General features: G+C 44.8%; 11 protein-coding genes. 5 read left to right on the top strand and 6 right to left on the bottom strand.

Annotation, left to right across the window (positions count from 1 at the left end; all coding sequences use genetic code 11):
- Nucleotides 1-183: 183 nt before the first annotated feature.
- The 5 genes from OCV19_RS08905 to OCV19_RS08885 all read right to left on the bottom strand — a co-directional run bounded on the left by OCV19_RS08905 (nucleotide 184) and on the right by OCV19_RS08885 (nucleotide 5,537).
- Nucleotides 184-1,356, bottom strand: a complete 1,173-nt coding sequence (locus OCV19_RS08905; protein WP_065677037.1) for an ABC transporter permease — start codon at nucleotides 1,354-1,356, stop codon at nucleotides 184-186.
- A complete protein-coding gene (locus OCV19_RS08900; RefSeq protein ID WP_065677036.1) occupies nucleotides 1,353-2,672 on the bottom strand; it encodes an ABC transporter permease in 1,320 nt (439 codons plus the stop codon). Before OCV19_RS08900 ends, OCV19_RS08905 begins: the two co-directional genes overlap by 4 nt.
- 7 nt (nucleotides 2,673-2,679) lie before the next feature.
- Nucleotides 2,680-3,654: an HlyD family secretion protein gene (locus OCV19_RS08895; protein ID WP_050633437.1), complete on the bottom strand. Its 975-nt coding sequence runs from the start codon at nucleotides 3,652-3,654 to the stop codon at nucleotides 2,680-2,682.
- A gap of 3 nt (nucleotides 3,655-3,657) precedes the next feature.
- Complete coding sequence (locus OCV19_RS08890) at nucleotides 3,658-5,094, bottom strand: TolC family protein (protein WP_065677035.1); 1,437 nt, start codon at nucleotides 5,092-5,094, stop codon at nucleotides 3,658-3,660.
- A gap of 215 nt (nucleotides 5,095-5,309) precedes the next feature.
- Nucleotides 5,310-5,537, bottom strand: a complete 228-nt coding sequence (locus OCV19_RS08885) for a hypothetical protein (RefSeq protein ID WP_017099084.1) — start codon at nucleotides 5,535-5,537, stop codon at nucleotides 5,310-5,312.
- Between the two features lie 619 nt (nucleotides 5,538-6,156).
- Between OCV19_RS08885 and OCV19_RS08880 the strand changes: the two genes are divergently transcribed.
- The 5 genes from OCV19_RS08880 to gnd all read left to right on the top strand — a co-directional run bounded on the left by OCV19_RS08880 (nucleotide 6,157) and on the right by gnd (nucleotide 12,728).
- Nucleotides 6,157-7,809, top strand: a complete 1,653-nt coding sequence (locus OCV19_RS08880) for an ATP-binding protein (protein WP_065677034.1) — start codon at nucleotides 6,157-6,159, stop codon at nucleotides 7,807-7,809.
- A gap of 69 nt (nucleotides 7,810-7,878) precedes the next feature.
- Nucleotides 7,879-8,574 carry a response regulator gene (locus OCV19_RS08875; RefSeq protein ID WP_065677033.1) on the top strand — a complete coding sequence of 232 codons (696 nt, stop codon included), beginning with the start codon at nucleotides 7,879-7,881 and terminating at the stop codon, nucleotides 8,572-8,574.
- A 442-nt stretch (nucleotides 8,575-9,016) separates the two neighbouring features.
- Entirely contained in the window at nucleotides 9,017-10,519 is a 1,503-nt protein-coding gene (zwf, locus tag OCV19_RS08870; protein WP_017059714.1) for a glucose-6-phosphate dehydrogenase, read from the top strand.
- Complete coding sequence (gene pgl / locus OCV19_RS08865) at nucleotides 10,516-11,250, top strand: 6-phosphogluconolactonase (protein ID WP_065677032.1); 735 nt, start codon at nucleotides 10,516-10,518, stop codon at nucleotides 11,248-11,250. Before zwf ends, pgl begins: the two co-directional genes overlap by 4 nt.
- 29 nt (nucleotides 11,251-11,279) lie before the next feature.
- The gene (gnd, locus tag OCV19_RS08860) at nucleotides 11,280-12,728 is read left to right on the top strand and encodes a decarboxylating NADP(+)-dependent phosphogluconate dehydrogenase (protein WP_017059712.1); all 1,449 of its coding nucleotides are present in this window, start codon (nucleotides 11,280-11,282) and stop codon (nucleotides 12,726-12,728) included.
- 132 nt (nucleotides 12,729-12,860) lie between these two features.
- On the opposite strand, the gene OCV19_RS08855 is transcribed toward gnd, so the two are convergent.
- The gene (locus OCV19_RS08855) at nucleotides 12,861-14,021 is read right to left on the bottom strand and encodes an HD-GYP domain-containing protein (RefSeq protein ID WP_065677031.1); all 1,161 of its coding nucleotides are present in this window, start codon (nucleotides 14,019-14,021) and stop codon (nucleotides 12,861-12,863) included.
- Nucleotides 14,022-14,385: the final 364 nt, after the last annotated feature.

Below are 14,385 nucleotides of genomic sequence, written 5' to 3'. Positions count from 1 at the left end.
GTTATAGGGACATAGGGGGGACATAGAGGGCGCGCAGGGGAGTTCGAGTATTCGATATGTTTTGGCGGTGTTTAAACATTCGAAGGCTGAAGGTGTATTCGGATCTTAGGATATTAAAAAAGCCCTTTATAAGAGCTCTTTTGATGAGCGGAAAGCATGACTACTTTCCGCTAGCACATAAAACTAAACGACTCGATGACTATTGCTATTGCCAACTGTGCCCTTGCTGGATTTGTGGTAGAGCTTAAGTGCCAATAACGAACCCCACAATAAAACCTGTCCCCATAGTAATGTCCATTGAGACGCCACCTCTTGCCAAGATGCACCCATCTGATTAAGTGCTAAGAAACCTTGGATCGCCGGTGTGCTTGGGAACAGCTGTGATAATAGAACTAACCATTCAGGCATCATTTCAACTGGCCAGATAAAACCTGAAGAGAAGATCAGTGGCATTGAACTGATTAACACTACAACCGTGACTAGCTCTCTTCGTGGTACTAACTCACCAATAAAAATCCCGATCAAACAGCTGGCCAGTAAGAAGGGCAGAAGTAAGGTTAAGATCTGTGTTGTTGAGGCGAGCTGGTTTATCCCATACATCGAAAAGCTAGCGCCGAAATAGTACATCGACAACAAGTAATAAATGCCGACTAAGGTAAAACAGCGAGCAAGCATCAGTTTCGCTGGAGAGGTTTTGCTCCAGTAACCAAATGTCGATTGAGCGTTTTGGGTTGCGCCCACTAAACCTGAAGCCATGGCCAAGGTTTGTTGCAGGATCAACACAAAGACGGCTGGAACTACGTAATCGATGTATCCCATGCGACTATTAAACGTTGGTTTCAGGTTCAAGCTGAATGCACTGTAGCCTTTGGCTGCCGATTCTAAAGGCACACCTTCGACTAACAAATGGCTGACCTTAACTTGCGCAGCTAACGTACCACCGGCCTTGGCAAGCCCTTCAACAATGGTTCCGTAGACCAAGAAGTAAGAAGCATCACCAGCGTAAGAAAGTGTCGGGCTCTTACCGAGCAGCAAGTCTTTATAGAAGTCTTCTGGAATGACAAGGAACCCGCCAATCTTTTGGTTAAGCACAGCTTGTTTCGCATCGGCGATGGTGGAGTCTCGACGGACCAATTCGATCTGAGAGGTGGCATCCACCATTCGCTCTAATTGGTAGCTGCTTTGACTCTTATCCAAGTTCACGACCGATGCTTTCAGTTGTTGGGGAATTTGGTTCGCGTAAGGCAATGGATACAAGAATGAATAGAAGACCACACCACCAAATACCGTAAGAAGCACGACAGGATTGCGCAATACCGCTAAGAGTTCTTGTTTGAGTAGTTGAGTAAAGCTCATCGTTTTACTCCTTGTTGTGCTGATGCTTCTGGCTGTGTTGACGGCGTTGTTTTTGTAGATAAAGCTGCTTTTGCTGATAGACCTGTTTGTGTAGATAGATCTGCTTGTGCAGTTAGAGCTGATTGCGCCAAGTGTTTCTTAATTAACAACATCACCACCAAAGCAGGAACCGCGTACCACAACATAGAAGAGAGGCTGATCAAAGACTGTGCCGCGTTCACACCATAACTAGACTGCGCCGTTTGCACTTCGATGTAATGACTCACGGGCAATAAGCTTCTCCAAATTTGAGCTGCCGTGTTCATGTCTGTTACTGGAAAGGTAATGCCCATGAATGCAAAACTTGGTGCCGTAAATGCACCAGCGAAACTCATCGCCCTTGCGGGATCAAGTGTTAAGAAGAAAAACAAACAACCCATGATGATACAGCTGATGACGGTAAGTAGTTGGGCAATGGTCAATGCCACAAAGCTGCCGTTAAATGGCCAGTCTAAGAGCACATAAAACCAAAAGCTAAACGCGATACCAAACATCAAAAACAAGACAAGGTAGGGCGTTAATGTTGATGCGAGTGACTTCATAGGGGCGTTGGATAACCAAGCGTGAAGCCCACGAGCTCTAACGTTCGCCGTCAAAACCAATATCGTGCCCACCACAATCATGATCTGCCACAGTGCAGGAATAACCGCAGACACCAAGAACTGTGCATAACTGGTGTTCTTGTTGAACAGCGGCGTGATCTGGCTTTGTACCGTTACTGCTTGGCCTAATGCGGATTGCACCGTGGTATCACCGTGTGACAGCTGCTTAACGACTTCAAGCTGTGCGTTAAAAGTCCCTTGAGCCTGCAGCAAGGCAGAGTTCACTAGCTTACCGATTAAGATAAATTGGCTGTTATAGAATACAGACACTTGCGGATTCAAGCCGAGCAGAAGGTCTCGGTCGAAGTTCTTTGGTATCACAACATAACCATAGATATCGCGTTCGATCATCGCTTTCGCCGCATCACTCGCAGAGCTGTATTTCTGAGTGACTTGCAGCGTTGGTGATGCATCAACAAGGCGTGTGAACTTTTGCGAGATTTGACTGTGTTCCAAGTCAACAACTGCAACCGGTAAGTCACGAGCGACCCCTTGTGAAAAAATCAGCCAGATACTGGCAGCAAGCAGCAAAGGAATCCAAGTTAGGCAAGACAACAACCATTTGTCTTTGCGGACAATCGCCCACTGCCTAAGCAAGGTATTCTTCGCTCTATGATGCTCAGTTGATTGCGAGCCTCTAGATTGCGATCCAGTATATTGAGAGTTAGCAGACATAAGTCACCTAAAGCTCAACCACTAGGCTCATGCCCATACGCAGCGTTTCGCTCGTATCGACAGGGTGCGCTTCTACTTCAAAAGTACGTAAGTCGAATCCTTGTGCAGCGTCTGTTGAGCGCCAAGTTGCGAAATCACCCATTACGGCAATGTGTGTCACTTGGAAAGTTAATGATTTATCCAGAGCCGGTAGGTACGCCTCAAACTGGCTGCCTTTCTCGAAATGCTTAAGCATGTCTTCACGCACATTGAGCACAGCCCAAGCATCCTTGGTGTCGATAACAGTCACAACAGGGAAGCCTTGTGGTGCGAGTTCACCGCTGCTTAATAGAACCTGAGAGACTTCGCCATCAAACCAACTGTGGATCTGTGTGTCTTTTGCGTAAGCTTCAACTTCCGCTACCGCACCCGCTGCCATTAACGCTTTTTGAGCGGCGGCCACTTTGGTTTCGTCACGAGCACCTTCTTGCGCTAATTGATACATTTGGAACGCAGCGCTTTCGGTGTACTTCGCCGCTTGCCACTGTGTTTTGGCTTCATCACGCTTCTGTTCGGCAACCACACCATCGTTGTAAAGGTTGTTTACACGTTGGTAGGTTTTGTCCATCAAATCGGCAGCTGCTTTGGCTTTTAACCACTGGTCTTTAGCGGCTTGGATCTGTTGAGTACGCGCGCCATTCTCGGCTTCTTGTGCTAATGCACCAGCGGCTTTCTGACCAGCTTTTGCTTGCTCTAGCTTCGCATCAATCTCAGGGCTAAGAAGAGAAAAGATCAATTCGCCTTTTTCAACTGAGTCACCTTTACGCACGAATATTTCATCAATTCTGCCAGGTACTTTCGATGAGATACTGTATTGCTGCGCATCGATTTGACCTTGAAGCTTAACAGGCTGTGGTTGATAAGCTTGGTAGAAACTGTATCCGACCCAGCCAATAACGCCGATACCAACTAAAGATAGAAGAAGGGGCTTAATAGGTTTCATGAATTATCCTTTTGACTGGCTATCGGTGTCTGTTTTTGAGTCGAAATCAGACGGAACAGAAGAGGTTAAGTAACTTGAGTAAGCATTCATTTCGCTGGTTAGCGCTAACAGCTTGTTGAGAGAGATTAGGTATTTGAATCGCGCAGCAGATTGCTGGGTTTTAATGCTCGCAAGATAAAGCTCGGCATCAACCACTTCTAATGAGTTAGATAACCCTTGTGTGAAGGCTTTTTTACGAAGTAATAGGTTTTCCTGAGCTAAAGACAAGCTCGAGTTTAGGCCTTGAACCTCTTCAATCGCTTGGTTTGCTTCAAGGTAAGTCTTTTGTACCAACACGGTTAAGTCTTGCTTGGCTTGTGACTTAAGGAATTGAACCTGTGATACGGCACTGTGAGCGGCGGCGACTTTGTCGGAACGGCCTGAAGTGTCAAGCAGTGGTACATTCACACCGATGCCAACCAGCCAATCGGGTTTCATTTCACTGGCTAGAGAGTCATCTTCATACAGGCTGTAATCACCATAAAGATAAACTTCTGGGTAGTATTTGCCTTTCTCGGCCTTAATTAAGCTGCTTGCTTGTTTTTCTTTTGCATCAAGAATCTTAAGGCCGGGATAGGTCATGAGTGTTTGGTCAATGAACACGTCCATATGAGGCAGGTTCTTATTGATAAACAGTTGTTCAGAGGGTTCTACACTTTCACTTTGACCAAGGATCTGAGTCAGCGCCAATTGAGCAATTTTAAGATCGTTCTGAGCTTTCGCGCGTTCAACAATGGCTTTATCTAAGGAAGCATCGGCTTGTAGGCGTTCTACTCGGGCGATTTGTCCTTGCTGTTCAAGCTTGATGGCGAAATCTCGATGTTGAGTTAAGCCTGCTTCAACGGCTTGACGCGTTCTCACGACGTCTTCCGCTAAGATCACCGAGAAGTAATACTTACTTAAGTCTTCGTAGCGAGCTTGCTTCTCCATTAAGAGTTGGCTTTGCGCTTCTTCGCTTTTACCTTCAGCTGCTGTTTGTGCTGCGGTAATTCGACCACCTGTAAAAATGGGCCACACTGCGCGAATAGAAGAGCTGAAGATATCTTGCTCGGTAATCGTTGAGGTAACACCACCTAACTGAGCTAAGAAGGGAGCAAATGCTGGATCTACGCCGCTTAAGCTGTCGCCGAACTGTTCACCATTAATCGTCACATCACTATCAAGGTGCGTGTAGTTAGCCCCTAAGGTAATAGAAGGTAGATTAAGGCTACTTGTTGAGTTCTGAAGGTGTTGATAACGTTCAACGTTGGCTTGTTGAGCCGCAAGCGAGTTGTTGTTTTCTTGTAATATTTGCCACGCTTCAGAAAAAGTGAGCGGGGCAGCATAGCCTGGCGAAGTCATGGTGCCGAGAAGCATACTGGCGATCGCAAGGTATCGGAATTTTGGTTTGGTCATCTGCATTAAATACCAATTAGAGTATTAACTCTAATGTTAACAGGGCGATAGTCATTTGTCTTGAATAGATTGTCTCATATGAATAGAAATTCTCATAACTCGTCAATCAAGTGTAAATAAGATTGAATGACGTGAATATCAAAGATAAATGAAACTTAAAAAGCACGCAGAAGCGTGCTCTTTAAGTTCAGTATAGAAGTGTTTTTACAAAATGAAGTGGCTTATTTAAAGCTAGGACAATGGTGATCGGCGCGCCATACCAATTGTCTCGAACCTTGCATTGTTTGTAATAAATCTCTACCTGACATTTGCGGGAATGCTAACAATACCTTGAGATCGGGAGGGGAGGTGCCATCTTTCTCATAGGCTCTTACGTGAGTAAAAGTCGATTGTAAGTGTTTGAACAGCATAGTCTTAGTAAGACAAATTCCAAAGTTATCGCGTTTCATTGCCTGGTTTCCTTTTCAACAATGTTTATACGTTATGTTTTTTTATCCTGTTTCTATTGGACGTTGCCACTGATCGATACTTCCTGCTCATCAATGTTTTATTATTGGGCGCTGATTTGATCAGGCGCCTCTTGATTGTCATGCTGGCCAGTAATATAAATAAGGATGTGTGAATGAGGTTAGAGAGATAACCTGTTTGTTCAGCAACCGTAGCGGCGAGCGTGCAACTTTTAGTTATAGATACGTCCAGCGAACGAAGTGTTGTTGCTATTTTGTTAATCGAGGTTTCGATTTAAAGCGCGGTCTGAAAATCATGACCTATGGCTTAGCAACAACAAACTTCTTCATATGCAACCATTATAATTGTATTTATTTTAAACAACCTAAAAAACACCTAAAAGCTTAGTGATCTAGCTCAATATTTACTCGTTTATTTTGGTTTTTAAGCTAATTCGATCTAAAAACGAACGATTAATCGAAATGAACAACGTAAAGGATTATCAATTAACAATCTGCTCTATTATTTAGTTGAGTAGCAGTCACAAATTCACGTCCCTAGAAAGGTCATGCGATTAACTTGGTGTTAACATTGATCTTCTAACACGAGGGACGGTGGAATATGAAATGGAGCAGTATCAGTTTCCGTAAAAGGTTACTGATTATCATGACGGTCACTGGCCTCGTTGAACTTTTGATTCTTGCAGCGGCTGGTTTTTATTACATCAAACAATCTCAAGAGCAAGAGATGGGTTTGAAAGCGTTAGGTGTTGCTGAATTTCTATCTGAATCGCCACTTGTCACCAGCATTATTCAAGAAAACGGAACGTTGGACCCTAATGGCGTTCCCTACGTTCTGTCTGAAGAAACCCAAGTTAAATTTCGTAACCTTACTCAGCTCATTGGCGCGGCGTTCATCGTTGTGGGAGATGATAAAGGTATCCGCCTGATTCACCCTTATGATGACAGGCTCGGTAAACCCATGCGTGGTGGTGATAACCAAAAAGCATTGGCATTGGGAGAATCTTATGTGTCGACGGCCAAAGGGTCGCTTGGTTTCTCAGTTCGTGGTAAATCCGCGGTAAAAGACACCCGAGGTAACGTTATTGGTGTCGTGTCAGTTGGTTACTTATTGGATTCTTTGCAAGACCGAATCGAACCTTACTTAGCCTTTTTGATTGTGATGGCGTTGCTGGTGGTTGCGGTCAACGCTTTGATTTCGAGTTATGTATCTCGCCGTTTTCAACGCGCTATTTTGGGCTTTGAGCCTGAAGAGATAGGCCGGTTGTATGTTGAGCTAGATGTAACCATGAGTACCGTGAAAGAGGGCATTCTGAGCATCGATAAGCACGGCATTTTGCGTTCAATTAATAAAAGTGCCTGTGATATTTTATCGATAGACAGGGATAAAGCACTCAATCAACAGCGCCTTTCTGATGTATTGCCAGGTAGTGATTTAGAGCAACTGTTATCAACCGGTGACACCGACCACGATGTTGAGTTGTATTTGAACAATAAGCGAATCATTGCTAACCGAAGCCCAATTATAGTGGCAGGTGAGGTGGTCGGGGCGGTATCGAGTTTCCGATTACGCGATGAAATCAACGATTTAACAGACCAGCTCTCACAAACCAAAGAATATGCTGATCTACTGCGTTCACAAACCCATGAGCATCAAAACAAGCTCAACACTATCAGTGGCTTGATTCAGATGGGCGAGTTGGATTCAGTCCAGCAGTTGATTGGCCAAGAAACCGCGCACTATCAAAGCTTGATCGAGTTCTTGCGTGAAACCGTTAAAGACCCGCTCATCGCAGGTATGCTCCTTGGGAAAACGGAACGCGCGAGAGAAATTGGTTTAGAGCTTAAAGTGGAAGAAGGCTCAAGGCTTGAAGCATTGCCTAGCTGTTTAAACGCGGATGACGTTGTCACAATTCTTGGCAACCTGATTGATAACGCCTTTGATGCCACCATGACGGCGATTAAGCAAGAGGGTCAAATTTCACCAGCGCGTCGGGTTATTGAAGTTTCAATCAGTGATTTTGGTAATGAAATTATCGTAGAAGTAGAAGACAAAGGGTGCGGTTTGCCGAAAGAGTTGGCAACCAAAGCACTTACCGAAAAAGGCGTATCGAGCAAAGCGAAGCAAAATCGTGGTGTGGGTTTGTATCTGATAAAGCAGCTGGCAGACCGATATCAAGGGCAGCTTGAAATGGTCGACAACCACGATTTTGGCACGCGAATGACGGTTTATCTGCCAAAAGAAGAACAATAATAATTAAGCACGAATCGATCTTGTGAAGATCATCGTGACGGAAAAAGCATGGTTAAAGGAAGAACATAAATGAACGCAATCACGAGAGTCATGGTCATTGAGGATGATATTGCGATTGCAGAGCTACACCATCGTTATTTAGAACAGATGGGTGGCTTTGACGTGGTCGGCATTGCCACAACACAGTCTGAAGCGCTCATGCAACTGGACATCTTAAAACCGGATTTGGTGTTATTGGATGTGTATCTGCCGGACGGATGTGGGCTCGATATTCTTAATCACGTAAGAGGGAGCAATCAAGGCTGCGACGTTATCTTGATTACTGCTGCTCGGGATGTGGATACGCTGCAGCAGGCAATGCGCGGTGGAGTGGTCGATTATCTATTGAAACCAGTAATGTTCCCTCGTTTGGAAGCGGCGCTGAAAAAGTATCAATCTCAACAGCAAGAGTTTGAAAGTGTGTCGGATTTGAATCAAGGTTTGGTTGATAAGATGCTGCAAGCCAATGCCAAAGCGGACTCTGGAAAAGTATCCACCTTACCCAAAGGCATTGATGGCGTAACGTTGGATAAGATCAGAGCCATTTTTCAACAAGCTGATGCCGTTAATATTACCGCCGATGAAGCCGGAGAACGAATTGGTGCTAGCCGAACCACCGCTAGACGCTATTTAGAATTTTTGATTACCACTGGTGAGTTAGTCGCAGACTTAAATTACGGTACCGTAGGTCGCCCGGAGCGCTGCTACAACAAAGCGAAAAGATAGGGCAGTATGAGAAGCTCTCTTCATCCGAAGATGCCTTTAGATTCCAAATAAACTGTAAAACCAGTTGAATAAGCTGGTTTTAGTTTCGGTTTTAACATCCACAAGTCACTCCACAGACCAGATGCCATTCTTACTTGACTACACTGTTTGAGAATGCCGATTTGCTGCGATTTCTACCTTTGTTAACTTGGCTATCGATTAGAATTTGTTCGAAATGAGTCAATATTTAATCGATTGCTTTCACAGTGGTTGATGTAAATCAAATAGTCATAGACAATACTGTCCCGAATAGAGGTGATAGCTTTCACCCTCGTTTACCAAACGCATTCTCAAATTTAATAGGCGCTTACTATTGATGTAATAGTTAAGACCTATTATCTATTTTCGTATGTCGCTGATACCTTTGGCGAATACTAAAAACCTTGTTTTTATAGGAAAGATGATGGTAATACCTGAAAACAGCAGCATCGTTATTTTTGGTGCGTCGGGAGATCTAACTTACCGCAAGTTAATTCCTGCTCTATACCACCTGTATGCTAGCAATCAACTACCAGAATCCTTTGCGATTCTTGGAGTGAGCCGTACTGAGTACAGCGATGAGTCTTACCGTGAGAAGCTGAAGAAGTCTCTTCAGGAAATGGAAAAAACTGAACCTGAGACGCTAAATGCATTCATTGAACATCTGCATTACCAAGCGATCAACACTTCAGATGTAGACGACTACGCTCGTTTAGCACAACGTCTAGACAAGCTTGAGCAAGACTACCAATTCGAAAACCATAACACACTGTTCTACTTGGCAACCCCGCCAAGCCTATACGGTGTGATTCCAGCAAACCTCGCTGCGCATGGCCTTAACGATGAATCGAACGGCTGGCGTCGTCTGATCATCGAAAAACCATTTGGTTACGACTTAGCATCAGCTCAAGCGTTGGATGAAGAGATCCATCATCACTTCCAAGAACACCAGATCTACCGTATCGACCATTACCTTGGTAAAGAGACGGTTCAAAACCTTCTAGTGCTTCGTTTCTCAAACGCGATGTTTGAACCACTGTGGAACCGTAACTTCATTGAATACGTTGAAATCACAGGTGCTGAGTTCCTTGGCGTTGAAGAGCGTGGCGGATACTACGACGGTTCTGGCGCAGTTCGCGACATGTTCCAAAACCACCTGCTACAAGTGCTAGCAATGGTGGGTATGGAGCCGCCTGCACAAATTAACGCTGATTCTATTCGTGATGAAGTGGTTAAAGTGCTTCAGTGTCTGAAACCATTAGAAGAAGATGATCTGCGTAAAGACTTAGTATTAGGTCAGTACACAGCATCAGATGTTCGTGGTCAGCACTTACTAGGTTACCGTGAAGAGCATGGTGTAGCGGATGATTCTCGTACCGAGACTTACATCGGCTTGAAAGCTCACATCAATAACTGGCGTTGGAATGGTGTTCCTTTCTACGTACGTACAGGTAAACGCTTACCTACACGTGTGACTGAAATCGTGATTCACTTTAAGAACACACCGCACCCAGTATTTGGTCAAGATGCACCAGAGAACAAGCTTATTATCCGTATCCAACCGGATGAAGGTATTCAGATGAGCTTTGGTTTGAAAGAGCCAGGCGCAGGCTTCAAAGCAAAAGAAGTGAAAATGAACTTCTCTTACTCTGACTTGCCTGAAACTCAGATGCTGACGGCTTATGAGCGTCTTCTTCTTGATGCACTGAACGGTGATGCGACTCTGTTTGCACGTACCGATGCGGTAGAAGCATGTTGGAAGTACGTTCAACCAATCTTAGACTTCAAGCAAGATCCTCAAGCACTGTTTGGCTATGCTTGTGGTACTTGGGGCCCACAGGAAGCAGATGAACTTCTGCAACGTGATGGCCGCGCATGGCGTTTCCCATGCAAAAACTTAACAGACACGGATTACTGCGAACTATGATCAATCACAAGATCTTTGCAACGCCTGAACTGGTTGTTGAAAACCTAGCAAATGAAATGAAAGCATACAGCGAGCAGGGCAAACCTGTTCACATTTCACTGTCTGGTGGCAGCACGCCAAAAATGCTTTTCAAGCTTTTAGCACAGGCGCCTTACGCTGAAGGTATTCAATGGAATAACCTTCACTTCTGGTGGGGCGACGAACGTTGCGTTGCACCAGACGATGCTGAAAGCAATTTCGGTGAAGCAAACGCGCTCTTATTTTCAAAACTAAAAGAGTTGACTCAAGTAAACCTTCCTGCTGAAAACATCCACCGCATCCGTGGTGAAGATGAACCTAAAGCAGAAGCAGAGCGTTTCGCAAAAGAGATGGCAGACGTAATCCCAACAGAAAATGGCACGCCAGTTTTCGATTGGATTCTGCTAGGTGTTGGCGCAGATGGCCACACAGCTTCACTATTCCCGGATGCAACCAACTACCAAGATGAGAACCTGTCGGTACTGGCTTCTCATCCTGAGTCTGGTCAAATCCGTGTTTCTAAAACAGCGAAAGTTTTAGAAGCAGCAAAACGAATCAGCTACCTAGTACTAGGTGCAGGTAAAGTTGAGATCGTTAAAGAAATTCATACAACTCCTGCTTCAGAGCTGCCTTACCCGGCAGCGAAAATCCAGTCTAAAACTGGCGAAACAGAGTGGTTCCTAGATTCAAATGCAGCAAGTGCTATCGCATAAGTGCGACTAGCCGCAAGGAGATATAAATAATGAAAGGTGATATCGGTGTAATTGGCCTAGCAGTAATGGGTCAGAACCTTATCCTAAACATGAACGACCACGGCTTCAAAGTTGTGGCTCATAACCGTACTGCTGCTAAAGTAGACGAGTTCCTAGAAGGCCCAGCTAAAGGTACTAACATCGTTGGTGCTTACTCTCTAGAAGAGTTAGTTGAGAAGCTAGAAGCACCACGTAAAGTGATGCTTATGGTTCGTGCTGGTGACGTTGTAGATACGTTCATCGAAAACCTAATCCCACTTCTAGACGAAGGCGACATCATCATTGATGGTGGTAACACTAACTACCCAGACACTAACCGTCGTGTAGCGCATTGTCGTGAGAAAGGCATCCACTTCATCGGTACTGGTGTATCTGGTGGTGAAGAAGGTGCTCGTTTCGGTCCTTCAATCATGCCAGGTGGCGCGGCTGAAGCTTGGGAAGCGGTTAAGCCAATCTTCCAAGGTATCTCTGCAAAAACTGACGCTGGTGAGCCTTGTTGTGACTGGGTTGGTAACGACGGTGCTGGTCACTTCGTTAAGATGGTACACAACGGCATCGAATACGGTGACATGCAGCTTATCACTGAAGCATACCAGTTCATGAAAGATGGCCTAGGTATGTCTGCTGACGAGATGCAAGCAGTATTCGCTGACTGGAACAAGACTGAACTAGACAGCTACCTAGTTGAAATCACTGCTGACATCCTTGGCTACAAAGATGAAGACGGTGAAGCGCTAGTTGAGAAGATCCTAGACACTGCAGGCCAAAAAGGTACTGGTAAGTGGACTGGTATTAACGCACTAGACCTAGGTATCCCACTAACTCTAATCTCTGAGTCTGTATTCTCTCGTTGCCTGTCTGCGCTTAAAGACCAACGTGTTGAAGCTGAAGCTTTGTTTGAGAAGACAATCACTCCAGTTGAAGGCGACAAGCAAGAGTGGGTTGATGCACTACGTCAAGCTCTACTGGCTTCTAAGATCATCTCTTACGCTCAAGGTTTCATGCTAATGCGTGAAGCGTCGAACGAAAATGGCTGGGACCTAAACTACGGTAACGTAGCGCTAATGTGGCGTGGTGGTTGTATCATCCGTTCTGCATTCCTAGGCAACATCCGTGATGCGTACGAAGCAAACCCAGACATCGCGTTCCTAGGTTCTGACGAGTACTTCAAAAACATCCTACAAGGCAGCCTAGTGGCATGGCGTAAAGTAGCAGCGAAATCTCTAGAGTCTGGTATCCCAATGCCATGTACGATTTCTGCGCTATCTTTCCTAGACGGTTACACAACTGCACGTCTACCAGCGAACCTGCTTCAAGCTCAACGTGACTACTTCGGTGCTCACACTTACGAGCGTACTGACCGTCCACGTGGTGAATTTTTCCACACAAACTGGACTGGTACAGGCGGCGACACTGCTTCTACAACTTACGACGTATAATCGTTAGTTAGAATCAGTTAAGAACCTTGTTGTTCTTATCAGCTGTAAACTAGAAAACAAAAGGATGCCGATTGGCATCCTTTTTTGTAGGTTCTGAAAGAGAGTCACGTACAGCAAATTTAATACAACCCGTTAAGCGAGTGCAGCTTGTGGACTTTGCATATCACTGTATTGCTCTCGTATCGACATGAAGTAATCCAGGTTTTGCTTCAGCGCAGACACACACTCTGGATCAAACATCAGCCCAGTATGCGCTTCAATGTAGTCCATTACCTTAGATGCTGACCATGCGTGTTTATAAGCTCGTTTACTCAGTAAAGCATCGAATACATCTGCTAGCGTTACAATTCTTGCCTCCAGTGGGATCGCTTCTCCAATGAGCGCATCTGGTAATCCCGAGCCATCAAACCGTTCATGATGGTGACGTACAATATTCTTGATGAACTGAACTTCTTCGCTACACATTGAGTTGTGGTGGGAAAGGGCAACCACGTCATCAATCATTTCTTCACCATATATCGTGTGATTGTTCATGATGTTTCTTTCTTCTTCCGAAAAACGCTCAGTACTGAAGAGCACTTTGTCTGGAATTCGGTACTTACCTATGTCGTGAAACGGGGCATACAAGCGAATGCGGTGAACGAATTGGTGGGTAATCTCATTGTTACTGTGCGAAAGCGTACGTGCCAGCTGCTCGCTGTATTTTCCCATGCGAATCAGATGCTCTTTGGTTTCAGGATCACGTGCGTGTCCCATGTTTAGGGCGATTGCTAATGAGGACTGAAAATGTCTCTGACGTTCGAAGAGTTGCACAAACAGGTTCGAAATCGCTTGAGTGAGGTAGGCGATGTCACTTTGTATTGTCTGCTTAGCAAAAAAGTCAGTGCATGATGCGTTGATGAAAACGAACCCAAGGTTACTCTCTTGGTAGTGGATTGGAGTGGTATAGCTACTTTGGTGACCAAGCTCGAGTAGATGAGAGATTTGCTTCGTCGGATTCATCAAAGAGAGGTCATCAACAATTCTTGTTTCCAATGATTCAGCCAGACGACTCAACGCAGAGTTGGGTTTGATCTCTTGTTCGATGTAATGATGCTTGGCGTTTTGGCACAGTGAATCTGAAACAAAATAGTTGGATGCTTTATTTTCACTGCACAGCACCACGGATAGTCGAGATAATATGGGGTAGTGTTCGCGAGCTAGCTGGAAGAGATCATCGACTATGGCGACGATGTCCTTGTCTTGGGCTGCTGCTCTACTGAAATGGGAGTAGTCAAACATGTGGCAAGCCAACCTTTACTTATAATTATGTCATTGTTTAATGCGGTCTTTTACCGTTTCGATATTCAATAAAACCATAGCACTGTGTTATTAAGATGTAACACTGCGTACTGAAAAACCTTAATGTCATCACTAAATATATGGTTTTTGCATACGGTTACCGTAGGTTTTGTTAAGTTAAACCAGTTTCATAATCTTTAAGGGGGAGTTTTGTTCACAGAATGTCTTAGTCTGTATAGCGAGCTAAGGTAGGGTGTTAAGTGACCAATTCGAAATTAATTTCAAAGATAAATAGGATAACGAGTATGCTTTATGCCATCATAAAGGCATAAATAAGGGCAATGGATGTAATGCCCAAGTGATTGAGCTAGAAATG

Source organism: Vibrio celticus, assembly GCF_024347335.1.
In the GTDB taxonomy this organism is placed as follows: domain Bacteria; phylum Pseudomonadota; class Gammaproteobacteria; order Enterobacterales; family Vibrionaceae; genus Vibrio; species Vibrio celticus.
This window is presented reverse-complemented; position numbering and strand designations above follow the sequence as displayed.

Coding starts and splice junctions, on each gene's coding strand:
- OCV19_RS08900 (WP_065677036.1), bottom strand. CDS start 2,672: ATGTCTGCTAACTCTCAATATACTGGATCGCAATCTAGAGGCTCGCAA.
- OCV19_RS08885 (WP_017099084.1), bottom strand. CDS start 5,537: ATGAAACGCGATAACTTTGGAATTTGTCTTACTAAGACTATGCTGTTC.
- OCV19_RS08890 (WP_065677035.1), bottom strand. CDS start 5,094: ATGCAGATGACCAAACCAAAATTCCGATACCTTGCGATCGCCAGTATG.
- OCV19_RS08875 (WP_065677033.1), top strand. CDS start 7,879: ATGAACGCAATCACGAGAGTCATGGTCATTGAGGATGATATTGCGATT.
- OCV19_RS08880 (WP_065677034.1), top strand. CDS start 6,157: ATGAAATGGAGCAGTATCAGTTTCCGTAAAAGGTTACTGATTATCATG.
- pgl (WP_065677032.1), top strand. CDS start 10,516: ATGATCAATCACAAGATCTTTGCAACGCCTGAACTGGTTGTTGAAAAC.
- gnd (WP_017059712.1), top strand. CDS start 11,280: ATGAAAGGTGATATCGGTGTAATTGGCCTAGCAGTAATGGGTCAGAAC.
- OCV19_RS08895 (WP_050633437.1), bottom strand. CDS start 3,654: ATGAAACCTATTAAGCCCCTTCTTCTATCTTTAGTTGGTATCGGCGTT.
- OCV19_RS08905 (WP_065677037.1), bottom strand. CDS start 1,356: ATGAGCTTTACTCAACTACTCAAACAAGAACTCTTAGCGGTATTGCGC.
- zwf (WP_017059714.1), top strand. CDS start 9,017: ATGGTAATACCTGAAAACAGCAGCATCGTTATTTTTGGTGCGTCGGGA.